This is a genomic window from Methylobacterium sp. HJ2 (genome assembly GCF_056431005.1).
Window position 1 is genome coordinate 1 of record NZ_JBWJYM010000008.1, and the last position, 24481, is coordinate 24481.

The following is a 24481-nucleotide window of genomic DNA, read 5'->3' on the forward strand; positions in this document are numbered from 1 at the left end:
CCTCGATCATCTCCGCCCGCACCGCCTCCGCCACCGCCGGAAGCTGGCTCTCAGGCAGACGCCGCAGCGCCGCAGGCTCCTCAAGACCCGATAGGATCGACGTCACGCTCTCTGTCTCGGCCAAGGAACTCATCCGCTCTTGAAGCTCTACCGTTCCGCGCCACGTCTCCCGCGGCCCCGCTCGAACAGGTCTCGCGACGTCCCACCGGGCCGTCGTGGATCCTCGGGGGACAGCCGGCACGCGCCCTGTCATGATAGTGCCAGTTACGGATGATCGGTCGCGCGATCAATGTTCCGTGCCGATTTTTTACGCTTTCGTGCCTCCCCGGCAACATGAGGCTGACGTGTCGACCACCCTTCGTCTGTGCACCCTGGGGCTCCTCAGCGCGATCGTCTTGTGCGGCCAAGCTTACGCCGCGCCGCGCCCGCCGGACGGCAATCTCACATTCGCGTGTGATTTCCTCGGCGATTGCCCGCACCGGACGGTGCCGGGCGGTCCGGACCGGGACGTGCACCCCTTCGAGGGCAGCCTCGGCCGGCCCTGCGGCTGGCGCGAGCGGCCGACGCCCCAAGGCCCGCGGAGGGTGCGGGTGTGCTACTGAGGACGGGGCGCGTCCTCTTCCTGCTGCTCACGGCGGCCGTCCCGGCCTCCCTCACGCAGACACCGGCGCGGGCGGGGGCGAGCGACTGCCCCGCCTTCTTCGCCGGCAGCGAGGTTCCGCTCCTCGTCAACGCCAAGCTAGCGGCGCGCACGGTGCCGCTGTGCTTCGAGGCCTACGCGGTGCTGCATTCGGGGGCCTCGCGCACCCCGCTCTACGCGGCCGAGCATCTGACGCGGGACGGCGTCGCGGCCGCCCGGACCGTGGCCCGCGACGATGCCTTCCACGACGAGGACAGGTTGCCGGCGGCCGACCGTTCGATGCTGGAGGATTACGTCCATTCCGGTTTCGATCGCGGGCATCTCGCCCCGGCCGGCGACATGCCGACGGGATCGGCGCAGGCCGAATCGTTCAGCCTCGCCAACATCGTCCCGCAGAATCCGGCCTTCAACCGCGGCCTGTGGGCGGGCGTCGAGGAGAGCGTGCGGCGCCTCGCGAGCGCGCGGGGCGAGCTCTACGTGGTGACGGGCGCGGTCTTCACTGGCGGCTCCGTCGACGCGATCAAGAGCCGCGTGCTGGTCCCGACCCAGCTCTACAAGGCGATCTACGATCCCGCCCGCGGAGAGGCCGGCGCCTATCTCGCCCCGAACCGGGCGGGGGGCGAGTGGCGCGCCGTCTCGATCGAGACGCTGCGCGGCATTGCCGGGATCGACGTGTTCCCGGCCCTGCCCGCCGGCCCGAAGGCCCTGGCCATGAGCCTGCCGGAACCGCGGGAATTCGCGCGCGGCGAGGTCAACGAGCGGCGACCCCGTACGGAGACCTGGGCCGACTGGATCGGGCGGGAGGCCGCACGGATCCTGCGCCGCGCGCTCCGCGACGCGCTCCGATCGATCTTCTGAGGACACAACGATGACCCGACGCGGGAGCACGACCGGACCGGGTTTCGAACCCTTCGCAGAGGAAGCGGGCGTGCGCAGTCTCGGCGCGCTCTCCTTCGAGAACGGCAGGCTCCGCATCGCCCTGCACGGCTCCCTCGACATCACCCGCGACAAAGCCGGCCTCGCGCTCGCCCGCGAGCTGAAGCGCACCTGCGACGCCATCGTTGCGGCGCTCGAGGCGGCCGATCTGCCCGAGCAGATGGCGGAGACAGACGCCGCGCCGACGAAGGCGCCGAACCCCTTCGCCTGACGGTCGGCCGTCCTTGCCGGGTTCCGCGTGGCCTGATACTCGGACGGGATCATTTCACGCGACAACGGCCGGCAGTCCGGCGGGTGCCGGGCGGATCGGCCCGTCCCATCGGCATGCCGGCTGCGACCGGCGCCTGCCGCGCCGCCGCGCCGGACGAACGTACAAGGATACCCCGCGATGGCTCGCGAATTCATCTACCACATGCGCGGTCTGACGAAGACCTACGTCGGCGGCAAGAAGGTCCTGGAGAACGTCAATCTGTCGTTCTACCCGGATGCCAAGATCGGCGTGCTGGGCATCAACGGCGCCGGCAAGTCGACGCTGCTGAAGATCATGGCGGGCATCGACAAGGACTGGACCGGCGAGGGCTTCGTCGCCCAGGGCGCCCGCGTCGGCTACCTGCCGCAGGAGCCGCAGCTCGATGCCAGCAAGTCTGTGCGCGAGAACGTCATGGAGGGCGTGGCGGAGAAGCAGGCGCTGCTCGACCGCTACAACGAGCTCGCCATGAACTATTCGGAGGAGACGGCGGACGAGATGACCGCCCTCCAGGACCAGATCGAGGCGCAGAACCTCTGGGAACTCGATTCGAAGGTCGATCAGGCCATGGAGGCCCTCGGCTGCCCGAGCGACGAGCAGCCGGTCGCCACCCTGTCGGGCGGCGAGCGCCGCCGCGTCGCCCTCTGCAAGCTGCTGCTGTGGGAGCCCGAGCTGCTGCTCCTCGACGAGCCGACCAACCACCTCGACGCCGAGACGGTGAACTGGCTCGAAGGCCACCTGCGGCAATATCCGGGCGCGATCCTGATCGTGACCCACGATCGCTACTTCCTCGACAACGTCACCGGCTGGATCCTCGAGCTCGACCGCGGCCGCGGCTATCCCTACGAGGGCAATTACTCGGCCTGGCTGGTGCAGAAGCAGAAGCGCCTGGAGCAGGAGGGCCGCGAGGACATGGCCCGCCAGCGCGCCATCTCGCGCGAGCAGGAATGGATCGCGGCCTCGCCGAAGGCCCGCCAGACCAAGTCGAAGGCCCGCATCACCCGCTACGAGGAGCTGGTGCAGAAGCAGGCCGACAAGATCGATCCCACCGCGCAGATCGTCATCCCGATCTCCGAGCGCCTCGGCAACAACGTCATCGACTTCGACCACCTCAGCAAGGCCTACGGCGACCGCCTGCTGATCGAGGACCTGACCTTCAAGCTGCCGCCGGGCGGCATCGTCGGCGTCATCGGACCGAACGGCGCCGGCAAGACCACGCTGTTCAAGATGATCACCGGCGTCGAGACGCCCGATTCGGGCACGATCCAGCTCGGCGAGAGCGTCAAGCTCGGCTACGTCGACCAGTCGCGCGACGCGCTCGATCCGAACGCCACCGTCTGGCAGGAGATCTCGGGCGGCAACGACATCATCTATTTCAACAAGCGCGAGATCAACTCCCGCGCCTATTGCGCGGCCTTCGCCTTCAAGGGCGGCGACCAGCAGAAGAAGGTCGGCACCCTCTCGGGCGGCGAGCGCAACCGGGTCCATCTCGCCCGGACCCTGAAGAGCGGCGGCAACGTCCTGCTCCTCGACGAGCCGACCAACGACCTCGACATGGAGACCCTGCGCGCGCTCGAGGACGCCCTGGAGGATTACGCGGGCTGCGCCGTCATCATCAGCCACGATCGCTGGTTCCTGAACCGGATCGCGACGCATATCCTCGCCTTCGAGGGCGAGAGCCATGTCGAGTGGTTCGAGGGCAACTTCTCGGATTACGAGACGGACAAGAAGCGCCGGCTCGGCACCGACTCGATCATCCCGAAGAAGCTGAAGTACAAGAAGTTCTCGCGCTGAGCGCCGGCGCCCCCCGTGCGGGGGGCGCCCTCAGCGGCGCGCGTTGAGCGAGAGCGCGTCGACGAGGTCGCGCGTATCCGTGAGCGCCTGGCCCTTGCGGCGCATGGCGCGCAGCATCGCCCGGTCCGGGAAGGGGCAGTAGGGCAGCGTCTCGACGCAGCGGCCGTCCGGCACCGCGCCGTCCCGGGCGATCCGGTCGAGGAGCCCCTGCAGCATCAGCAGCCCGTGCTGGTGGAGGTGCACGGAGGCCCGCGTCGCCGAGGTGCCGGGTGCCAGGGTGAAGCGCTCCTGCGCCAGGATCGCGCCGGCATCGATCCGCGGGGCGAGGCGATGCAGCGTCATCCCGAACTGGTCCGGCCCCTCCGCGAGGGCATGGATCGTCGGGACCGGCCCACGATGACGCGGCAGCAGGCCCGGATGCCCGTTGATGCCGCCGAGGCGGGCCGCCGCGATGGTCTGGGCGCTCAGGATCTGGTCGAAATGATAGGTGACGATCAGGTCCGGCGCGTGGGCCCGCAAGGCGGCCGCCACGTCGGGCCCGTTGACGTCGTCGACCCGCAGCGTCGGCACCCCGTGCCGGGCGCAGAGGGCCGCGAGCGGCGTCGCCTCGGACACGTCCCGCGAGGCGCTCGCCGCCTGGGTCAGCGGCGCGATCGGCCGGAGCAGGTCGGGCAGCCCGAAATTCACCGCGAGATAGGGCAGGAAGGCCGGGCCCGAGCGGGCCAGATGCGCCCGCACCTGTCCCACGAGCCCGCCGGTTCCCGGCCGCTCGGCGTTCGAGAGACCCACGAAGGCGATCTCCAGCGCGTGGTCGGCCACGAAGCGGCGCACGGCGCGGGCGTTCGGCAGCGCCTCCAGCACGAACAGCGCGATGCGGGCGCGCGCCATCAGCGCCGCTTCCGGATCTGGAAGCGGAAGCCGTGCATGCCGAGCCGGCGCAGGCGCTCGGGAAGGAGGCCGGCGCCGCGGGCGAGCACGGCCAGGATCAGCGGGAAGGCGACGAGATCCTGCTTCCGGGCGAGGCCCCGGGCGATCCGCCGGGCCGCCTCGTCCGCGCTCATCTCCAGGGGCCGCCAGCCCTTGTAATCGCCCCCCATCGGCGTCTTCACGTAGCCCGGCGTCACCACGCTGATCGTCACGCCCCGTCCGCGCACCTTCTCGCGCAACGCCAGCCCGTGCGCGAACAAAGCCGCCTTGGCCCCGCTATAGGCCGGCGCGTCGGGCAGCGGTGCGAAGCCCGCGAGCGAGGACATCAGCGCGATCTGGCCGTGCCCGCGCGCCAGCATCAGCGTGACGGCCGGCAGCATCACGTTGAGGGCTCCGTTGAGGTTGATGTCGACCGTCTCGAAGGCGGTCTCCTCGCTCTCGACATCGCCCGTCGGATGGCCGCCGTTGATCGCCGCATTGACGATGACGAGATCGAGCGGTGCCCGCGCGTCCGCCTCGGAGAGCAGGGCGCGCATCGCGGCCCGGTCGCGGACGTCCCCGGCGGCGCTCGCCACCACGGCCCCCGCCGCGCGGCAGGCCTGCGCCACCGCCTCAAGCCTGTCGGCTCCGCGGGCCGTCAGGATCAGGGTCGTGCCCGGCGCGGCGTAGTGCCGGGCGAGCGCAGCGCCGATGCCGCTCGACGCGCCGGTGATCAGGATGTGAGGCATGGCGAGGGTGCTACCGCGCTCGGACGCGGCAGATCAAGGGAAGGCCGTGACAGTCGGCGCCGGCTAGATCAGTACGCCGCCGCCGCGAGCTGTCCGCCGCCCTCGGTATCCGTGCGCCCCGCCCGGGCCGCGGCCAGCATGGCGGTCGGCAGGGCGGCCTCCAGGCGCGGCACCGCGCCCGCCACCGCGCGCGCGATCGCGGATTTCGAGAAGTAGCCGCCGTTCACCTGCGTCCGGTGCAGCACGACGCGACGGAAATCGGCCATCAGGTCCATGTCCGGCGGGGTGGGGCTCGTCCAGAACGTGTCGATGTCGCCCTGATGGGTCAGGCCGGCCATGTTGTAGATCGCCGTGCCGACCGCGTGCGTCGGCCGGCCCATCTCCAGCGACAGCATCCCCACCGTCGAATTGACGATCACCACGCCGCGGGCGCCCGCGATCAGCGTGGGCAGGTCGCCGCCGTCGATGAAGTCGAGGCGCTCGCTCACCCCGTGGCGCCGGGCGGAAGCGCGGGCGAAGCGGCGCCAGTTGATCAGGCCGCTGTCCAGCGGGTGCAGCTTCACGAGCAGCCGGGTCGGCGCCTGGGAGGTCTCAGCGAAGGACTTGATCACCCGGTCCATGAAGCCCTCGACCCCGAGGAAGGGCGAGTGCACGCGGATCTGGTAGTCGCTGTCCAACTGGAGCGGCAGCAGGAAGTAGTCGCAGCCGACGGCGTGGTAGATCTCGCTGCAGCGCTGGGCCTCGCGCCGAGTGCGGCCGCGCCGGGAGAACTTCTTGATCCAGCCGGCATATTCCATCGCGATATGCGTCGGGCGGTGGCTGCGGAAATGGGGGTAGAGATACGGGAACGCGATGTTGGCGATGTTGTAGCCGACGTCCCAGATGCTGCGCCGGGCCATGTCGCCCGTCGAGGGCATCGCGCGCCCCGGCTGCGGCAGCCGGCGGGCGAGCTTGCGCACCGCCTCGGCCGTTCGCGGCAGTGACGAGTAGCCGTTCACGCCACCGAGTTCGCAGGTGATCCAGTTCGGCCGGATATAGCCTTCCTCGAAGACGTGGACGCGCAGACCGTGGCTCTTGGCCACCTCGCGCGCGGTGACGTGGAAGGGGCGGCAATCGCCGAACAGAACGATGTCGCTCACGCCATGCGCGGTGACGTAGGCCTCGAGATAGGCTTCCCAGCCGTCGCGCGAGCCGCGGTAATGATCCGACCGGCCCCTCCAGAACAAGGCGTCGCCGGGACAGAAATTGATTCGCCGGACCCGGTGTCCTCGGGTCCGCAGCGCGGCGCCGAGATCGGAGAAGAACGGGGAGGCGATGCCCTGAAGGAACAGGAAGGTGGCGGGGATCTCGCGGTCGGCTTCCTCGCGAAGGGGCCGCTCGCGCGCAGGAGGCTGCGAACCGGGGCCGGGATACGAAAGGGCGATCGAGCCGGTGAGGTCGGCGATCTGTCCTGCGGTATCGAGGCGAGGCTGCAGCATTCTGAGGCGCTTCCGTCCTTCACCGTGCCACCGGATCTGACGATCCCAGCGGCGACCCACCTACCGGTTGCATGGCCGATCGGAGGTCCGCAATCCGCGCCGAGACGGCAGGGCCGCGATTTCCGGTCCGTGTGACCATGTTGCAACGCACGGGCCTGGGGCCATTGCGCGGTGTCGAGCTACGGAGCAATCGCGGCGGCGATATGTCGGTCCCGTGGCCGTCCGGATGGGATCCCGGCTATCCACAGGACGCGGCGACCTTGCTCGCGCCCCAAATCCCCGTCACGGCAAACCTCGCCCCGCGCCGATCGCGCGATGGGACGGATCATGGCCACCGCATCGCACGCGTTCTTCAGCACCGGATCGACGATCAACCTGCTCCGTGCGGAGGTCGAGGCCGCGACCGGCCGCGGCTTCGCGCCGCCGGGACGCGGCGGTGCGCTGCCCGCGGTCTGGCGCTCGACATCGCTCCTCGCCCGCCTGCTGGGCGCCGCCGGGCGTCAGGTGCTCACGGTCGATCCCGGCCCGCTGCTCAGCCCCTACGATACGCCCGCGACGGGCCTTTCCAGCCTGCGCATCGGCCTCATGGGCCAGGAGAGCCTGCACTATTTCGATCCCTGGACGCGCCGTCCGATCAGTCGCGAAGCCTGTGCCGAGCGGGTGGCTTGGCTCGCCGCGCGCTTCGCCGAGAACGACCGGCGCGTGGTTTATGTCGGCATCTCCCAATGGAAGCGCCCGGCGCTCGATGTCTTTGCGGCGGGTCCGAAGGGGGCGCCGATCCACACCATGACGGTGCCGGACGCGATCCGCGCCGCGAAGCGCCACGACGCGCGGGTTCTGGCCTGGGCGACCCGGGCGCCCGCCGCGCTCGAGGCGGCCTGCGCGGAGGCCGGCCTGCCCCTCGCGCGCATCGAGGACGGGTTCCTGCGCTCCGTCGGGCTCGGGGCGAGCCTGCGGCCCGGCGCTTCGATCGTGGTGGACGATGCCGGCATCTACTACGATCCGCGGCGCGAGAGCCGCCTCTCCCTGATCCTGCGCGATGCCGATTTCCCCGACGCGCTCGTGGCGCGGGCACGCCGCCTGCGCTCCGAGATCGTGGCGCGCCGCCTCAGCAAGTACAATGTCGGGCTCGCTGCCGGCACCGGCGACTGGCCGTCTGACCGGCGCATCGTCCTCGTGCCCGGCCAGGTCGAGGACGACGCCTCGGTGCAGTACGGCTCGCCGCGGGTGCGCTCCAACCGCGCGCTGCTCGAGGCCGCGCGGGCCCGCAACCCCGATGCCTTCCTGCTCTACAAGCCGCATCCGGACGTCGAGGCGGGCTTCAGGCCCGGGGCGATCCCCGAGGGCGAGGCGTTGGCCATCGCCGACCGGATCGTATCGGGCATCAGCATCGTCGACCTGCTCGACCGCGTGCACCACGTCGAGACCATGACCTCGCTCGCCGGGTTCGAAGCGCTGATCCGCGGGCTCAGCGTCGCCACGCATGGGCGCCCGTTCTATTCGGGCTGGGGCCTCTGCGAGGATCTCGCGCCCGGCGCCGATCGCGGCCGGCGGCTCGCCCTGGACGAGCTCGTGGCCGCGACGCTCATCCTCTACCCGCGCTATCTCGATCCGGTGGCGATGAAGCCCTGCGAGCCCGAGCAACTCCTCGACCGGCTCAGCGCGGCCCGCGCCGCGGCGCCCCGCACCGCCCTGTCGATCGGCCGCCTCGCACACGCCACGATGCGCGCCCGCTACCGGCTGCTCAACCCGATCGTGCGCCGCTTGCGCCGCCGCCGCGGCATCGGTGCGGACGGCGCCGGGCAAGGCGAGGGCGCATGAGCCTGCTGAACGCCTTGGCTGCCCTCGCTCTCGCGATCGCCGGTTCGGCCCTGATCGAGCGCTTCGGGGGCGCGGCGCGGGCCCCGTTCGGCCGGCGGCCGGGCGATCTCGCGCTGCGCTGCGCCGCCTACACGGCGCTCACGCTGTTCTGGTTCGTTTTCTCGTGGCGTCCCTGGCTCGCGGGGCTCAGCACCGCCCTGACCGTCGGCGTCCTTGTCCTGATCAGCCGCGCGAAGCGGGCCGTGATCGGCGAACCGCTGGTGTTCAGCGATTTCGCGCTGGTGCCGCAGGTCCCGCGGCATCCCCAGCTCTACTACGTGCCGCCGCCGACCAGCCCGCGCATCCTCGCGCCCCTGGCGCTCGCCCTCTCGGGCATCGCCCTCTGGTACCGCGTCGAGCCGAGCCTCCTTCCCGCCGGCCCCGCCGCGCGGCTGGCCGCGATCCTCCTTCTGCCGACCCTGCTCCTCGGTGTCTTCGCGGCGCTGCGCAGGCCCCCGCTCGCCGGCCTTCTCGCCCGGCGCTTTCCGCGGCCCGATTTGGAAGGGGATCTCGGCCGTATCGGCCTGCCGGCGACGCTCGCGGCCTACGCGCTCCGCCGCCGGGCCGGGGCGACGCCGCCGCTGCAGCCTCTGCCGGCCTCCGCGCCGGGCGCCCCGGTCGTCGTCGTCGTCCAGCTCGAATCCTTCCTGGATCCCGAGCGCCTCGGCGGTCCCGGCCTGCCGCTGATGGACCTGATCCGCGCACGGGCGAGCCAGTACGGGCGCCTGCGCGTGCCCGCCCACGGCGCCTACACCATGCGCACCGAGCACGCGGTGCTGACCGGACGCGACGGGGCGTCGCTCGGGTTCGGAGCGTTCGATCCCTATCTGGCCACGGGTGGCGACGAACCGACCAGCCTCGCGCGGATCGCGGCGGCCAACGGCTACGACACCCTGTTCGTCCATCCCTTCCACCGCGACTTCTTCCAGCGCGCACGCGTGATGGCGCGGCTCGGCTTCCAGCGGCTGGTGATGGGCGAGGATTTCGCCGACGCACCCCGTGTCGGGCCCTACGTCGCGGACGTGGCGCTCGGCCGGCGCATCCTCGCGGAGATCGAGGCCCGAGGCGGACCCCTGTTCCTGTTCAGCGTGACCATGGAGAACCACGGCCCCTGGAAGCCGGGCCGCCTGCCCGGCCTCGACGATCCGCGGTCGCAATATCTCCACCATGTCGGCCATACCGGGCGGATGGTCGAGGATCTGGTCGCGGGCCTGGAGGGCCGCCAGGCGGTGCTCTGCGTGTTCGGCGACCACGCGCCCTCTCTGCCGGGCTGCGCGCCGGGCTTCGGCGGGACTGCGACCGACTACGCCCTGTTCCGGTTCGGCGGCCCGCGGGAGGCGCCGCGCCGGATCGATCTCACGGCGGACGCGCTCGGGCGTCGCCTGCGCGCAACGCTCGCGGCCGATCCGCAGGCCGTTCCGGTGCCGGAACCCGCGCAAGCGTGACCGTGCCACCGTCGTGACGCATTGGACGGCCATGGCCGTTCGGAAGGACCGATCGGCCGCCCGCGTTAAAGCGATCGCAGCCATTGGCGGGCGATGACGGGTCGACCGGATCGCCGGCCGGCTGCCGCCCCGGTGGCCGAGGCCGGAATGGGAGTTTGGTAATGGTGCGTAAAGCAGCGCTCGCCGCGCTGACGGGCAGTCTGCTCGCCGGCTGCTCGGTCCTGCCTGCGGCTGGGCCGACGGCCTCGGCTGTGGAGTCGGGCGCGGAGGTGTCGACCTCGGAAGGCCTGCTGGCGCGCTACGAGATCGTGGACATCACGCCGGCGGTGGTGGAGGCGCTGCGCGGGCGCCCGCTCGACAGCCTGCTGGCCTCCTTCGGTGACCACCGGCCCGCGCTCGAGCCGGTGATCGGGGTGGGCGACTACGTGGCCATCTCGATCTGGGAGGCGGGCTCGGGCGGCCTGTTCTCCGGCCCGCTGCTCTCCGACCGCTTCTCGGCCGGCTCCAAGTCGGCGCTGATCCCCGAGCAGGTGGTGGGCCGCGACGGCGGCATCACGGTGCCGTATGCCGGGCGCATCCAGGTGCTGGGCCGGCGCACCCAGGACGTGCAGGCGCTCATCGAGAACGAGCTGGCCGGCAAGGCGATCCAGCCCCAGGTGCTGGTCGCGGTCACCAAGGCGGTCTCCCAGACGGTGACGGTGACGGGCGAGGCCACTGTGGGCGGGCGCGTGCCGCTCACCACCCGCGGTGACCGGCTGCTGGACGTGGTGGCCACCGCGGGGGGCGTGCGCTCGCCCGTCAACGAGACCTTCGTGCGGCTCTCGCGCGGCACCCAGACCGCGACGGTGCCGCTGACCACGGTGGTCTCGAACCCGCGCGAGAACGTGTTCCTGCGCCCGGGCGACGTGCTGACGCTGGTGCGCGATCCCCAGACCTTCCTGGCGGTGGGCGCGCTGGGCAACGCCACCGAGATCCCGTTCCAGGCCGAGGGCATCACCCTGGCCCAGGCGCTGGCCAAGGCGCGGGGCCTGTCGGACTTCCAGGCCGATCCGGCCGGGCTGTTCATCTTCCGGTTCGAGCCGGCCGCGGTGGTGCGCCGGCTCAGCCCCGGCTCGCGCCTGCTGGGCACGCCGCTGGTGCCGGTGGTCTACCGGGTCAACATGCGCGATCCCAACAGCCTGTTCACCACCCAGGCCTTCCGCATGCGCAACCGCGATCTCGTCTACGTCTCCAACGCTCCCTTCACCGAGGTCCAGAAGGTCCTCAGCGTCTTCTCGACCGTCACAGGTCCCATCGCCGGCGCCGCATCCGTCTACGCAACCGCGAGATAGACCCTACAAACGCCGAGAGCCGCGCCAGGGCGCGGCTCTCGTGAGGACTTCGATCGGTCTGAGGTCAGCCGCGCTTGGCCAGCAGCTGCTCGATCAGGGAGCCGCCCTTCTCGATCGCGGCGAGTTCCTCGGCCACCGCGGCGACCGTCTCGCGGATCTGCTCGGGCGTGTGCTCCGAGGTGAGGAAGAAGCGCAGCCGCGAGGCGCGCTCCGGCACCGCCGGGTGGATGATCGGCTGCACGTTGATGCCGCGCTTGTACAGCCGGTCGGACAGGGTGACCGACTTCAGCGAATCCCCGATGATCACCGGAATGACCGCGAGCCCGAGGCTGGTGCCGGTGTCGAGGCCCTGCGTCCGGGCGCAATCGAGGAACAGGCGCCCGTTCTGGCGCAGGCGCTCGACTCGCTCGGGCTCGGCCCGCATCACGGCGAGCGCGGCCTCGGCGGCGGCGGCCAGCGGCGGGGACATGCCGACGCTGTAGACGAAGCCCCCGGCCGTGCATTTGAGGTACTCGACGAGTGCCGAGGGGCCGCAGATGTAGCCGCCGCAGGCCGAGAGCGTCTTGGAGAAGGTGCCCATCCAGATGTCGACGCCCTTCGGGTCGATCTGGGCGTGCTCGAACAGGCCGGCGCCGGTGCGGCCGAGGACGCCGAGCCCGTGGGCCTCGTCCACCATCAGCCACGCGTTGTAGCGCCGCTTCAGCGCGACCAGCCCGGCGATGTCGGGCGCGTCGCCGTCCATGCTGTAGAGGCCCTCGACCACGATGAGCGCGCGGCGGTGCTCGTGGCGCGTCGCCTGAAGCACCGATTCGAGGGCGTCGAGGTCGTTGTGGGCGAAGCTGCGCCGCTGCGCCCCGGAGAGCTGCGCCCCCGTGACGATGCTGTTGTGGCTCAAGGCGTCGTGGTAGATCACGTCGCCGGCCTCGAGCAGGGCCCCGATCGTCGTGACGTTGGTGGCGTGCCCGCTCACCATCGCGACGCAGGCCTCGGTGCCGTAATGGTCGGCGAGGGCGCGCTCCAGGCTGAGATGGCCCGGCCGCTCGCCCGCCACCACCCGGCTGGCGGAGGCCGAGGTGCCGAAGGCGTCGATCGCCGCGCGCGCGGCGCCGCTCACCTGCGGATGGCCGTTGAGCCCGAGATAATCGTAGCTGGAGAAGTTCACGAAGGACCGGCCCTCGATGCGCGTGATCGCGCCGGCCTTGGTCTCGTGGACGTGGAAGAAGGGGTTGCCGAGGCCGATCAGGTCGGCGGCGGAGCGCTGGAGCTTCAGCTCGCGATAGCCGGGCAGGCTCTCGAAATTCTGGATCGCGGGGTCCTGCGCCGGCTCGGGCGCCCGCAGGGCGACCGGGCGGGGCGTGCTGCGCCCCATCCGGTTCGTCACGAAGCCTGCCAGGGCGGCGCGACCGCCGTCCGGCCGTGGCGACTGGGTCATGGAAGGATCTCTTTGATCTCGAGGCTGTTCTGCTCCACGAGGTCGCGAAGGGGCGCGAGCGCCGCGGCATCGACCTCGCTGCCGACGTGCTTCTGAGCCAGGCTCAGGGCCACGCCGGCCGCCTCGTCCATGGGCGCCGAAACCGCCTGAATTAAGGTCTCGGACAACTCGTTCACCGTCAGGCCGGACGAGATCCCGGCCGGCGGCGAATCGAGCCCGAAGCGCTCCTGCAGGCTGGCGCCGAGCTCGACGCCCATCAGCGAGTCGAGGCCGATCTCGGAGAGCTGGCGCACGCGGCTGATGTCGTCCTTGGGCAGCCGCAGGATGCGGGCGATGTCCTCGACGATCGCGTCCGAGACGGTCTTGCGCACGGCGTCGAGATCGCCGCCCTTGAGCAGGGCCGCGATGTTGACCGTCGCGACGCCGCCCGCTTCGGCCTGCTGGTCGGAGCCGAGATCGGCGTAGCTCGGCGAGCGCATGGTGGCGAGCCGCTCGCGCGCCTTGCCCCAATGCATCGCGGCGATCGCGATCACCGCCTCGTCCGGGCTCTGCCCCTGGCCTTCCAGCGCCTCGCCCATCAGGTCGAGGCAGCGGCGCGCCTCCATCGGCGTGACGCCCACGCGGGCGGCGAGGCCCTCCATCACCGCGCGGTTGCGCGCGAGCATGCCGACGTCGCCGATCGCGCCCCAGGCCACCGCGAGGGCGGTCAGGCCGCGGCGGCGGCGCTGGCGGGCGATGCCCTCCATGAAGCCGTTGGCCGCGACGTAGGCGCCCTGGCCGGGGTTGCCGATGAAGGTCGTGGCCGAGGAGAACAGCACGAAATAATCGAGGCTGCGGTCGCGGGTGGCGGCGTCGAGATTCCGGGCGCCGACGACCTTCGGGCCGATCACCGCATCGAGCGCGGCGGCATCGATGTTGGCGATCAGACCGTCCTGCAGCACCGCCGCGGCGTGGATCACGCCGGCGAGCCGACCCGTCCGCTCGATCTCGGCGACGAGCCGGTCGACGGCGGCACGGCTGGTGATGTCGAGGGCCCGGGCCTCGACCGTGACGCCGCGCGCCGCGAAGGCGGCGAGCGCGGCCTTGGCCTCGTCGCTGGTCGCGCCCGTCCGGCCTGCGAGAACCACGCGCCGCGCGCCCCGGTCGACCAGCCAGCGTGCCGCCTCCAGGCCGAAGCCCCCGAGGCCGCCGGTGACGAGATGGGTGCCGTTCGCGTCGATGGCGAAGGCCGATTTCGTCTCCGCCAGCACCCGGCCCGGTTTGGGCGGGGCGATGACGATCTTACCGACATGCCCCGATTGCTGCATCAGCCGGAAGGCGTCCGAGGTCTCCTCGGCGGTGAAGGGCTGGTACGGCAGGGGCTTCAATCCGCCCTCGCCGAACAGCGCCATCACCTCGCGGAACATCCGCGCTCCGTCCTCGCCCTGGTGCTGGAGCACCTGATCGAGATCGACGCCGAAATAGGTGAGGTTCCGCCGGAACGGGCGCAGGCCGATATGGGTGTTGGCGACGTAGTCGCGCTTGCCGAGCTCGACGAAGCGTCCGAACGGTTTGAGGGCGTTGAGCGAGCGCTCCATCGCTTCGCCGAACAGGCTGTTCAGCACCACGTCGACGCCCGAGCCCGTGATCGCCCGGATCTCGTCCACGAAGGCGAGGGAGCGCGAGTCGAGCACGTGCTCGGCGCCGAGCGCCTTCACCAGCGCCCGCTTCTCGCGCGATCCCGCCGTGGCGATGACGCGCGCGCCCTTCAGCTTGGCGATCTGGAGCGCGGCCAAGCCGACGCCGCCCGCGCCGCCATGCACCAGCACCCACTCGCCGCGGCGCAGGCGGGCGCAGCTCACCAGGCCGTAATAGGCGGTGAGGAACGCGACCGGGACGGTCGCCGCCGCCATCGGGTCGAGGCCCGCGGGAGCGGGCGCCACCACGAGATCCGGCACGACGATATGCGTCGAGAAGCCCGACTGGGCGAAGGCGACGACCGGATCGCCGACCTTGAAGCCCTTCACGCCACCGCCGAGTGCGATGATCCGGCCGGCGCATTCGAGGCCGAGCCGCGGGCCGGCGAAGCCGTCCTCCAGGATCTCCTCCGGGAGCATCGAGAGCGCCCAGAGCACATCGCGGAAGTTCAGGCCGGTCGCCTCCACGGCGATCTCGATCTCGCCCGGGCCGGGCGCACGGCGCTCGGCCGGCCCCCAAACCATCTCGTTGAGGCCGCCGGTATTGCTGCGCTCCAGCCGCGCCGCGCCGGCCGGAACGGCGTCGGCGCCGGCCCGGCGCCGCGGACGGCCGGGCAGGAAGCGGATGACCTGCGTGCGGTCTTCGTCCAACACGATCTCGGTCTCGGGCGTGCCCGAGAGGATGAGGTCGCACAGCCGCTCCGACACGCGCTTCGACGACATCTCGGGTGCGACGTCGACGCGGCGCACGTCGAGATTCGGCGCCTCGTTGGCGAGCGTCCGCGAGAAGGCCCACAGGCCAGCCTCGATCGCCGGCCCCTGGCCGCCGCTGTCGCGGGTCGCGCCCGGCGCCACCACCCAGAGGCGGGTCTGGCGGGCACCGAGATGCTCGCTGCAGCGCTTCAAGCTCAGGCAGCGGTCGCGCAGGCGCTCGGCCGCTTCGCCCCCACGGGTGAAGGCGCCGGCCAGGAACACCACCGTGTCGGGGGTCTCCCGCTCCAGCTCGAGCAGCGAGGTCTCCGAATCGAGGATGATCGAGACGTGCACGCCGCTGGCGGCGAGCAGGGTCGCGAGCGAGGAGGCGGTCTCGGCGGCGAATTCGTCGTCCGAGCCGATGACGAAGGCGAAGGTCTGGACCGCCGCCGGCTCCGGCCGCTCGGGTGCCTCGGCCAGCAACAGCAGGTCGTCGCCGTTGGCGGAGGCCGCGCGCTCGGCGAGAACGCTGACGAGGCCGCTGGCGCTGAGCGTGCGCTGCCACCCCGCGATATCGTCGAGCCGGCCGACCGGCAGGTCGCCGACGCCCTGCTCGAACCAATCCGGGGTGAGGCCGAAGACGAGATCGCGGAACAGCGAGGCGCCGGGCTCCACGGCGAGGAGCAGGCCGCCCCCGGCGAGCGCCGCGGCGAGCCGCCGCGGCAGGTCGCGCTCGCCCCGATGCAGGGCGCCGCTCGTCAGGATCAGATCGAAGCCCGCCTCCGGCAACGCCTCGGCGGCTTCGATCACCTCGATTCCACGGGGCAGTGCGAGGCGTGCCCGCTCCGCGAGGCGGCGATCCGCGTCGAACACCGTGAGCCGCGCTTGCAGGGACTCGGCAAGACCCGCGGCCTGGGCCGAGAGCGGCCCGAAGCCGACTTGCAGCAGGCGAAGCGCCCGGTCCTTGGGCAGGCGCTCGCGCGCCGCCTCGACGATGCCCGAGATCACCTGGGCCGCATTGCGCGCGGTGGCGCTGCGCAGCGTGAAGGCGTCGAGCGCGTTCTGCGGCAGGCTCGGTGCCTCGGCAAGGCCGCCGGCGAGGAGGCGCTCCACGAGGGCGCCCACATCGGCGATCAGGACCAACTCGGCCGAAAGTTCGGGATGATCCCCGGCGATCCAGCGCATGATCTCCTCGGGCGCCGGCAGGGTCGAGCCGTCGCCCAGCGCCCAGGTCTCACCCGTCCGCTCGGCGAGCCCGCTGCTCTCCAGGGCGTCGAGGGCATTGATCAGCCAGGGCCGCATCGCCTCGGGCACGCGCCCGTCGATCGCGACGGTGCCGATCGCTTTCTCGGCAGCGGCTGTGCCCTTCGGGCTTCCCGTCGTCGCCTGCGCAAGACCCTTGGCCAAGCGGTAGGCGAGGGCGGTGGCCCAGCCTTCCAGCAGGAGGTGGCCCGGCGAGAGCGGCGCCTCGGCCTCGCCGCGCGCCGCCTCGGCGAAGCGGCGCAGGCGCTCGGCCACGTTCGGCTGGCGCTCGCTCGGCACCGCGGTCGGCACGGTGGCGAGTTCGGGGACCTGGGTGATGGCGTAGGCCCCGAGATCGCCACCGTTCTTGGCGCGCAGGGCCTGGAACCGGCCCTCGCGGATGGTGGCGACGACGGCGCCCTCGGAATCGAGGATCGTGAAGTCGGCCAGGATGCTGCGCTCGTTGCAGCGACGCGTGCGGATCACCGCCCGGGCGATCACGGCGCCGGGCCGGACCATGCGGATCTCGCCGAAGCGCACCGGGATGTAGGCCTTCCCGGCGGTCTCGCCCAGAAGATCGGCGAAGAGCAGGATCAGCCCGTGGAAGCAGGCATCCAGGCGCGCGGGCACGAGGCCGTAGCGCGCATCCGCCTCGGCCGGAACCAGCTCGGAGACGATGGTCGCCTCGTCGATGCGGGCCGAGAGGGCGACCTGCCGGAAACTCGGTCCGAAGCCGAGGCCGGCGGCGACCGCGCGGGCGTAGAGCTCCTCGCCCGAGACTGCGCCGTCCTCGGGGATCTCCAGCGCGGGCGCGGCGGGGGGCGAGAAGCTGCCCTCGACGATCTTCGCCTGGGCGTGGACCTGCCAGGGCGTCTGGGCGAGGCGCGGCCGGCTCAGGACCTGGATGCCGTTCCCGGAGCCCGACAGGCGCACCGCGACCTCGCGCAGCGCGTCCTCGGTGAACACCATCGGCGACAGGATCTCGAAATCGGCGAGCACGATCTCGTCGCTGCGCAGAGCCTCGCGGGCGGCGGCGAGCGCCATCTCGACGAAGCCGGCACCGGGCATGATCGCCTGGCCCTCGATGCGGTGGTCGTCGAGTTCCGGTACCGTCGCGATGTCGACGTAGCCGTGCCATTCGAGGCCGTCGGGCGCCGTGCGCGATCCGATCAGCGGGTGGTAGTGGCGCGTGCTCGTGGCCCCGACGCTCTCGGTGGTCTCTCCGAGGCGGAAGGGACGACGCTGCCAGGGGTAGGTCGGCAGGCCGATCGCGCCCGCCGGGGCCGTGCCGAACAGGGCGGCCTCGTCGACCGCCGCGCCCTGGACCAGGGCCGCGCTGACGGCCTTGGCGATCGGGTCGCCGCCCGCATCCTTGCGGTGCATGACGCCGACCGTGGCGTTGTCGATGCCCAGCGGCTCGATCGCGTCGCCGATATGCGACATCAGGGTCGCGCGCGGCCCGACCTCGACGAAGACGCGCGCGCCCGCCCGGGTCGCCTCCTGGACGGCCTCGCAGAACCGGACCGGCTCGCGGATGTTGCGCCACCAATAGGTCGCGCCGAAGCGCGTGCCGTCGAGCACCGTTCCGGTGACGGTCGAGACCATGCGGGTCGTTCCCGCGGCGGGCTTCAGCCCGGCGAGGTCGCGCAGCAGGGGCTTCTCGGTCGGATCCATGATCCGGCCGTGGAACGGGTAGGCGAGGTCGAGCTTGCGCCCGCGGCGGCGCTTGCGCGACAGCGCCTTGAGGGCCGCGTCGATGTCGGCCACCGGCCCCGCGACGGTCACGGCCTTCGGGCTGTTGTAGGCGGCGATGTCGAGGCTCGGATAATCGACGAGGAAGGCCGGCACGTCCTCGGCCGGCATCAGCAGGACGGCCATGGTGCCCTGGCCGCGCGTCGTCTCCTGGTGACGGCTCCGGTAGAAGATCACCTGCACGGCCTGTTCGAGGCTGAGGATGCCGGCGGCCTCCGCCGCGGCAATCTCGCCGACGCTGTGGCCGAGGACGAAGCTCGGGTTGAGCCCGCGGGCGCGCAGGGCCGTGGTCGAGGCGCTCTCGATCGCGAAGATCAGGGGTTGCGAGACGCTGGTGAGGGCGAGGCGCTCCTCGAGGTCCGGGGCGTCGAGCGCCTCCTTGAGCGACCACTTGGCCAGCGGCTTGAACAGCGCGTCGATCCGCTCGAACGCCGCGCGGAACACGGCGTTCTCGGCATAGGCCTCCCGGCCCATCCCGGCCCATTGGCTGCCGTTGCCCGAGTAGACGAAGGCGACGTCCGCGGCCCGGTCGATCGCCGTGCCGGTCAGGGCGTCGGGACTGTCCTCGCCCTCGCCGACGGCGCGCAGGGTCGCGGCGACGTCGACGGAGCCGTCGAGGGGGATCGCGAGGCGCGCGTTCAGGCGTTCGCGGCGATGCGCGGCGCCGGCCGCGATGCGCGCGGCCTCCGGCGCCGTCGCCGCCTCGAAGCGCTCGGCATAGTCGAGGGCGAGCTCGTTGAGCGCGGCGCGGCTCTGGGCCGAGAGCAGCAGCATCGCGGGCGCCCGGGTCTCGGCGGCCTGGGGTGCCGCCTCGGCGTCGCTCAGGACGACGTGGGCGTTGGTGCCGCCGAAGCCGAAGGAGTTCACGCCGGCGAAGCGCTCGGCCGTCCCGCGGGGGATCGGCCGGGCCTCGCGCACCACGTCGAGGTTGAGCTCGGCGAAGGGGATGTCGGGATTCAGCTCGGCCGCGTGGAGCGAGGCCGGCACGAGATCGTGTTCGAGGGCGAGGCTGGCCTTGAGCAGGCCGGCGAGACCCGAGACCGGCTCGGTGTGGCCGATGTTCGACTTGATCGACCCCATCGGCAGCGGCGCCTTGCGCGGCCGGCCGAGCTTGCTCCCGATGGCGGACGCCTCGATCGGGTCGCCGACGGGCGTTCCGGTGCCGTGGGCCTCCATGAAGGCGATGCGGTCGAGATCGATCTCGGCCTCGCGGTAGACCTTCTCCAGCAGCGCGCCCTGCGCGTAGCCGGACGGCAGCGAGATGCCGGTGGTCCGTCCGTCCGAGTTGACGCCGGTCGCGACGATCCGGCCGCGCACGGTCGCCGCGTCGCGGCGGGCCGCCTCGGCGGATTGCAGCACGAGGACCACACCGCCCTCCGAGCGGACATAGCCGTCGGCATTGGCCGAGAAGGCCTGACACAGGCCGGTGCGGGAGAGCATCTGCGCGTTGGAGAAGCAGATGAAGTTGAACGGGCTGGCGAGCACGTTGACGCCCGCGACGACCGCCGTGTCGATCCGCCCGGAGCGGATCGCCTGCACGGCGTTGTCGAGCGCGACGAGGGAGGACGAGCAGGCGGTGTCGACCGTGAAGCTCGGCCCCTTGAGGTCGAAGATGTAGGAGATCCGGTTCGACAGGATCGAGAGCGTGTTGCCGGTGGCCGCGTAGGCGTCGCCCGACGGCACGTCGAGGATGCGCAGGTTGCCGTAATCGAGCGACGAGGCCCCGACGAACACGCCGATATGGGCGCCCGCGACCGCGGAGGGGCGCAGGCCCGCATCCTCAAGCGCTTCCCAGGTCAGCTCCAGCAGCAGGCGCTGCTGCGGGTCCATCTGCTCGGCCTCGCGCGGCGAGATGCCGAACACGCCGGGATCGAACGACCAGATGTCGTCGAGGACGCCGGCCGCCCAGGTGTAGCTCTTGCCCCGCTCCTGCGCCCGGGGATGGCCGAACCGGTCGAGAGACCAGCGATCTCCGGGAACGCGGCTCACCGCGCAACGGGGCTCGGTCAGGAGCTGCCAGAGGCCCTCGACGCTGGGCGCTCCGGGTAGGCGGCAGGCGCGACCGACGATGGCGATATCTGTACGTTGTGTCACGTTCGGTTCGCACACGCTCGTTAGCGGGGGCCGAGGGGGCCGGCGGCGGGTGGGCAATCCCTTCAACCCTTAGTATGGCTCTAATGCGGAGGCAAACGGGCACCTAGGCCAAGACTGTGTGCGACGGCGCAATTTCGCAGATCTGTGATCTGTATCCATCAGTCTAAGTTGTCTCGCTTGACGATTGGGTTTGCGGCCCGTGGATCTTGCAGAAGGCGCCTTCAAAACACCCTCTTCGAGGTGCCACATTTCAGCCATACAGCCCGCCGGCGGCCGGATTGCGGCGCCGAAGCGACGGGGCGTCGCGGGTTGGAGGGCTCATGGCCGCCCTGGCGGAGGGCCGACGCGTCCGAGGCTTGCGGCGCCCGGGATCCGCGGGACGAGGTGCGCCGGAACCGCACGCCGAGGAAAGGTGCGGCCTTCCTACCGCCCCGGTTCGACGCCGGTGGCGGAGCGCCCGACGCCGACGTAGCGGAAGCCCGCTTGGTTCGCCCCGGCGCGGCTGTAGACGTTGCGCAGGTCGACGAGGACGGGCTCGGCCATGATACTGCGCAGGCGGGCGAGGTCGAGGGCCCGGAAGGCGTTCCACTCGGTGACGATGACGACGGCGTGCGCTCCTTCGGCGCAGGCATAGGCATCGGGCGCGCAGGCCAGGTCTGGCAGCAGCGCGCGGGCCGCCGCCATGCCCTCGGGATCGTAGGCGCAGACCGTCGCGCCCGCATCCTCCAGCCCGGCGATCAACGCCAGCGAGGGCGCGTCGCGCATGTCGTCGGTGTTGGGCTTGAAGGTCAGGCCGAGCAGAGCGATCCGCTTGCCCCGCACCGTGCCGCCGCAGGCCTGGATCACCTTGCGCGCCATGGCGCGCTTGCGCTGGTCGTTGACCGCCACCACCGCCTCGACGATGCGGATCGGCGCGCCGAAATCCTGCGCCGTCTTGACCAGCGCGAGCGTGTCCTTGGGAAAGCAGGAGCCGCCGTAGCCCGGACCGGCATGCAGGAACTTCGCGCCGATGCGGTTGTCCAGGCCGATGCCGCGCGCGACCTGCTGCACGTCGGCGCCCACCTGCTCGCACAGGTCCGCGATCTCGTTGATGAAGGTGATCTTGGTCGCCAGGAAGGCGTTGGCGGCGTATTTCGTGAGCTCGGCCGTGCGCCGTCCGGTGACGAGGATCGGCGCGGCGTTGAGGTAGAGCGGGCGATAGATCTCGCGCATCACCGCCTCGGCGCGCGCGTCCTCGGTGCCGACCACGATGCGGTCGGGCCGCTTGAAGTCGTCGATCGCCGCGCCCTCGCGCAGGAACTCGGGGTTGGAGACGACGGCGAACTCCGCCTGCGGGTTGGTCTCGCGGATGATACGCTCGACCTCGTCTCCGGTGCCGACCGGCACCGTCGATTTGGTGACGATGACGGTGTAGCCGGTGAGCGCGCGGGCGATGTCGCGGGCGGCCTGGTAGACGTAGCTGAGGTCGGCGAAGCCGTCGCCGCGGCGCGACGGCGTGCCGACCGCGATGAAGATGGCGTCGGCCTGGGCCACGGCCGGGCCGAGATCGGTGGAGAAGCCGAGGCGGCTCTGGCGCACGTTGTCGGCGACGAGGCTGTCGAGGCCCGGCTCGTAGATCGGCATGCGTCCCTGCTCGAGGGCGGCGATCTTGGCCGGATCCTTGTCGACGCAGACCACCTCGTGCCCGAAATCCGCAAAGCAGGCGCCCGAGACCAGGCCGACATACCCCGATCCCACCATCGCGATCCGCATGGCTGTCCCCCCGGCTGTCCGCGCGCCCGACCGGCGGCCCGATATCGCGATGCACCATTCGGCCTGCCGGCTCAAGGCCGGCTCATGGACCGCTCGGCGGCAAGGCGATGCTAGCCCGCGTCGCCGAGCCGTGGCAAACCCTCTCGCACGGGCCGGGACGCGGTTCGCAGCAACCTTAAGGGGTAGTCCGGGCGTCCGTGATGCGCCGCACAACGCGACCGCCTGTTCCTCCCGGCAGCGTCATGGCAGCGTCATGCACCGGCGGCTTCGCAGCCCGATTCAGTTCCTATAGAAGTGCGCCCGCGCGACGCGTGCCGGACGCCGCCCGCGCCCGCAGAGGAACGCGATGACCGAGCTGCCCAACGTCCATGTCCGTGCCGAGGTGCTGGCCCAGGCTCTGCCGCACATGCAGCGCTACGATCAGGAGATCGTGGTCATCAAGTACGGCGGCCACGCGATGGGCGACCGGGCCGCGGCCGAGGATTTCGCCGAGGACATCGTGCTGCTGGAGCAATCGGGCCTGAAGCCCATCGTCGTCCATGGCGGCGGTCCGCAGATCGGCCGGATGCTCGATCGGCTCGGCATCCAGTCCGAGTTCAGGGGCGGCCTGCGCGTCACCGACGAGGCGACCGTCGAAGTCGTCGAGATGGTCCTGGCCGGTTCGATCAACAAGCAGATCGTCGGCTGGATCTCGGCCGAGGGCGGCCGGGCCATCGGGCTCTGCGGCAAGGACGGCAACATGGTCCGCGCCAAGCGGGCGATGAAGACGGTGAAGGATCCCGAGAGCGCCGAGGAGCGGACCCTCGACCTCGGGCTGGTCGGCGAGCCGGACCACGTCGAGCGCGGCGTCCTCGACGCGGTGCTGAAGGCCGAGCTGATCCCGGTCCTCGCCCCCGTCGCCTACGGCGAGGACGGCCAGACCTACAACGTCAACGCCGACACCTTCGCGGGCGCGATCGCGGGCGCGCTGCGGGCCAAGCGCCTGCTGCTCCTGACCGACGTGCCGGGCGTGCTCGACAAGGACAAGAAGCTGATCCCGGAACTCACCGTCGAGGATTGCCGGCGCCTGATCGCGGACGGGACCATCACGGGCGGCATGATCCCGAAGATCGAGACCTGCATCTACGCAATCGACCGCGGCGTCGAGGCGGTGGTCATCCTCAACGGGAAGGTCAACCATGCGGTGCTGCTGGAGCTGTTCACGGATTACGGCGCCGGCACCCTGATCCGCCGGTCCTGACCCGCCAAGATCCCTGCGGCCGGACGGGCCCCCGCCGTCCGGCTCCCAACGCGAGAGCGACGTGTACCTGACCGATCCGTGTCATCTCACCGCCGGCCCGGCCCGAGGATTCGAGCGCATCGACACCTGGGTGTTCGATCTCGACAACACGCTCTATCCCAGCGACGCGATGGTCTGGCCGCAGGTGGACGAGCGCATCACGCTCTACGTCATGCGCCTCTACGGGCTCGACGGGCTCTCCGCGCGCGCGCTGCAGAAGTACTTCTATCACCGCTACGGCACCACGCTGAAGGCGCTGATGATCGAGGAGGGGGTCGATCCGCACGACTTCCTGGATTTCGCCCACGACATCGACCATTCGACGATCCGCCTCGACCGCCCGCTCGGCGACGCGATCGAGCGCCTGCCGGGGCGCAAGCTCATCCTGACCAACGGCTCGCGCCGCCATGCCGAGCGCGTCGCCGAGAAGCTCGGCATCCTCGACCATTTCGAGGACGTGTTCGACATCGCGGCGGCCGACTTCGTGCCCAAGCCCGAGCGCTCGACCTACGAGCGCTTCCTCTCCCGCCACGGCATCGACCCGACGCGCTCCGTCCTGTTCGAGGACATCGCCCGCAATCTCGTGGTGCCCCACGATCTCGGCATGGGCACCGTGCTGGTGGTGCCCAAGATCGCCGATCCCTACCGGGAGGCGTTCGAGCAGGAGGCGGTGCAGGAGACGCATATCGATTTCATCACCGACGACCTCGCCGGCTTCCTCGGAACCTGCGTGCTGCCGGCCGCGACCCCGTGACGGATCCCCTCGCCGCGCTCGCGCAGGCCCGGTCCCCGACGCTCGCCGAGATCGAGGCGCTCGCCGACGCCGCCTTCGCGGGGCTGCCGCAGGGCTTCCGCGACCTGTGCGCGGACGTCCGCATCGTCGTCGACGACTTCCCCGACGCGGAAACTCTCGCGGACATGGCGTGCGAGAGCGAATTCGACCTGCTCGGCCTGTTCCGGGGGGTCGGGCTCGCGCAGGCCGGCGAGGCGGTCACCGGGCAGATGCCCAACACGGTCTGGCTCTACCGGCGCCCGCTGCTGGATTACTGGGCCGAGCACGACGAGACCCTCGGCCACCTCGTCGCTCACGTGCTGATCCACGAGATCGGCCACCACATGGGCCTGTCGGACGACGACATGGCGCGGATCGAGGCCGCGGCGGAGGCTTGAGGGCC

Annotated in this window: 16 protein-coding genes; 10 read left to right on the forward strand and 6 right to left on the reverse strand. The window is 71.3% G+C overall.

The annotated features are described in order from the left end of the window. The first annotated feature begins 344 nt into the window (after nucleotides 1–344). The 4 genes from ACS5RC_RS18685 (at nucleotide 345) to ettA (ending at nucleotide 3617) form a co-directional block, all read left to right on the forward strand. Nucleotides 345–602, forward strand: coding sequence for a hypothetical protein (locus ACS5RC_RS18685; RefSeq protein WP_478345406.1), 258 nt, complete (start codon nucleotides 345–347; stop codon nucleotides 600–602). Beyond that, nucleotides 593–1498, forward strand: coding sequence for a DNA/RNA non-specific endonuclease (locus tag ACS5RC_RS18690; protein WP_478345407.1), 906 nt, complete (start codon nucleotides 593–595; stop codon nucleotides 1496–1498). Before ACS5RC_RS18685 ends, ACS5RC_RS18690 begins: the two co-directional genes overlap by 10 nt. A 10-nt stretch (nucleotides 1499–1508) precedes the next feature. Continuing rightward, nucleotides 1509–1787 (forward strand): hypothetical protein, encoded by a 279-nt coding sequence (locus ACS5RC_RS18695; RefSeq protein WP_478345408.1) that lies wholly within the window; start codon nucleotides 1509–1511, stop codon nucleotides 1785–1787. A gap of 177 nt (nucleotides 1788–1964) precedes the next feature. Beyond that, nucleotides 1965–3617, forward strand: a complete 1653-nt coding sequence (gene ettA / locus ACS5RC_RS18700) for an energy-dependent translational throttle protein EttA (RefSeq protein ID WP_478345409.1) — start codon at nucleotides 1965–1967, stop codon at nucleotides 3615–3617. Nucleotides 3618–3647: 30 nt separating this feature from the next. On the opposite strand, the gene ACS5RC_RS18705 is transcribed toward ettA, so the two are convergent. The 3 genes from ACS5RC_RS18705 to ACS5RC_RS18715 all read right to left on the reverse strand — a co-directional run bounded on the left by ACS5RC_RS18705 (nucleotide 3648) and on the right by ACS5RC_RS18715 (nucleotide 6750). Further along, a complete protein-coding gene (locus ACS5RC_RS18705; RefSeq protein WP_478345410.1) occupies nucleotides 3648–4505 on the reverse strand; it encodes a formyltransferase family protein in 858 nt (285 codons plus the stop codon). Continuing rightward, nucleotides 4505–5272 (reverse strand): SDR family NAD(P)-dependent oxidoreductase, encoded by a 768-nt coding sequence (locus ACS5RC_RS18710; RefSeq protein ID WP_478345411.1) that lies wholly within the window; start codon nucleotides 5270–5272, stop codon nucleotides 4505–4507. The genes ACS5RC_RS18705 and ACS5RC_RS18710 overlap by 1 nt, the downstream gene beginning before the upstream one ends. Nucleotides 5273–5340: 68 nt before the next feature. Continuing rightward, nucleotides 5341–6750, reverse strand: coding sequence for a capsule biosynthesis protein (locus tag ACS5RC_RS18715; RefSeq protein ID WP_478345412.1), 1410 nt, complete (start codon nucleotides 6748–6750; stop codon nucleotides 5341–5343). Nucleotides 6751–7077: 327 nt separating this feature from the next. On the opposite strand from ACS5RC_RS18715, the gene ACS5RC_RS18720 reads away from it, so the two are divergent. The 3 genes from ACS5RC_RS18720 to ACS5RC_RS18730 all read left to right on the forward strand — a co-directional run bounded on the left by ACS5RC_RS18720 (nucleotide 7078) and on the right by ACS5RC_RS18730 (nucleotide 11386). Continuing rightward, nucleotides 7078–8571, forward strand: a complete 1494-nt coding sequence (locus ACS5RC_RS18720; RefSeq protein WP_478345413.1) for a capsular polysaccharide export protein, LipB/KpsS family — start codon at nucleotides 7078–7080, stop codon at nucleotides 8569–8571. Continuing rightward, on the forward strand, nucleotides 8568–10055 hold the full coding sequence (locus ACS5RC_RS18725) for an LTA synthase family protein (RefSeq protein WP_478345414.1): 1488 nt from the start codon (nucleotides 8568–8570) through the stop codon (nucleotides 10053–10055). Before ACS5RC_RS18720 ends, ACS5RC_RS18725 begins: the two co-directional genes overlap by 4 nt. A 161-nt stretch (nucleotides 10056–10216) precedes the next feature. Beyond that, the gene (locus ACS5RC_RS18730) at nucleotides 10217–11386 is read left to right on the forward strand and encodes a polysaccharide biosynthesis/export family protein (protein ID WP_478345415.1); all 1170 of its coding nucleotides are present in this window, start codon (nucleotides 10217–10219) and stop codon (nucleotides 11384–11386) included. 64 nt (nucleotides 11387–11450) lie between these two features. Here ACS5RC_RS18730 and ACS5RC_RS18735 read toward each other — a convergent pair whose 3' ends face one another. From ACS5RC_RS18735 to ACS5RC_RS18745, 3 genes are all read right to left on the reverse strand, one after another. After that, nucleotides 11451–12818, reverse strand: a complete 1368-nt coding sequence (locus ACS5RC_RS18735; protein WP_478345416.1) for an aminotransferase class I/II-fold pyridoxal phosphate-dependent enzyme — start codon at nucleotides 12816–12818, stop codon at nucleotides 11451–11453. Beyond that, the gene (locus ACS5RC_RS18740) at nucleotides 12815–20275 is read right to left on the reverse strand and encodes an SDR family NAD(P)-dependent oxidoreductase (RefSeq protein ID WP_478345417.1); all 7461 of its coding nucleotides are present in this window, start codon (nucleotides 20273–20275) and stop codon (nucleotides 12815–12817) included. Before ACS5RC_RS18740 ends, ACS5RC_RS18735 begins: the two co-directional genes overlap by 4 nt. 423 nt (nucleotides 20276–20698) lie before the next feature. After that, entirely contained in the window at nucleotides 20699–22027 is a 1329-nt protein-coding gene (locus ACS5RC_RS18745) for a UDP-glucose dehydrogenase family protein (RefSeq protein ID WP_478345418.1), read from the reverse strand. 346 nt (nucleotides 22028–22373) lie between these two features. On the opposite strand from ACS5RC_RS18745, the gene argB reads away from it, so the two are divergent. The 3 genes from argB (at nucleotide 22374) to ACS5RC_RS18760 (ending at nucleotide 24476) form a co-directional block, all read left to right on the forward strand. After that, complete coding sequence (gene argB, locus ACS5RC_RS18750) at nucleotides 22374–23267, forward strand: acetylglutamate kinase (protein WP_478345419.1); 894 nt, start codon at nucleotides 22374–22376, stop codon at nucleotides 23265–23267. Nucleotides 23268–23328: 61 nt separating this feature from the next. Next, nucleotides 23329–24060, forward strand: a complete 732-nt coding sequence (locus ACS5RC_RS18755; RefSeq protein WP_478345420.1) for a pyrimidine 5'-nucleotidase — start codon at nucleotides 23329–23331, stop codon at nucleotides 24058–24060. Continuing rightward, nucleotides 24057–24476, forward strand: coding sequence for a metallopeptidase family protein (locus tag ACS5RC_RS18760; protein WP_478345421.1), 420 nt, complete (start codon nucleotides 24057–24059; stop codon nucleotides 24474–24476). The genes ACS5RC_RS18755 and ACS5RC_RS18760 overlap by 4 nt, the downstream gene beginning before the upstream one ends. Nucleotides 24477–24481 lie beyond the last annotated feature (5 nt).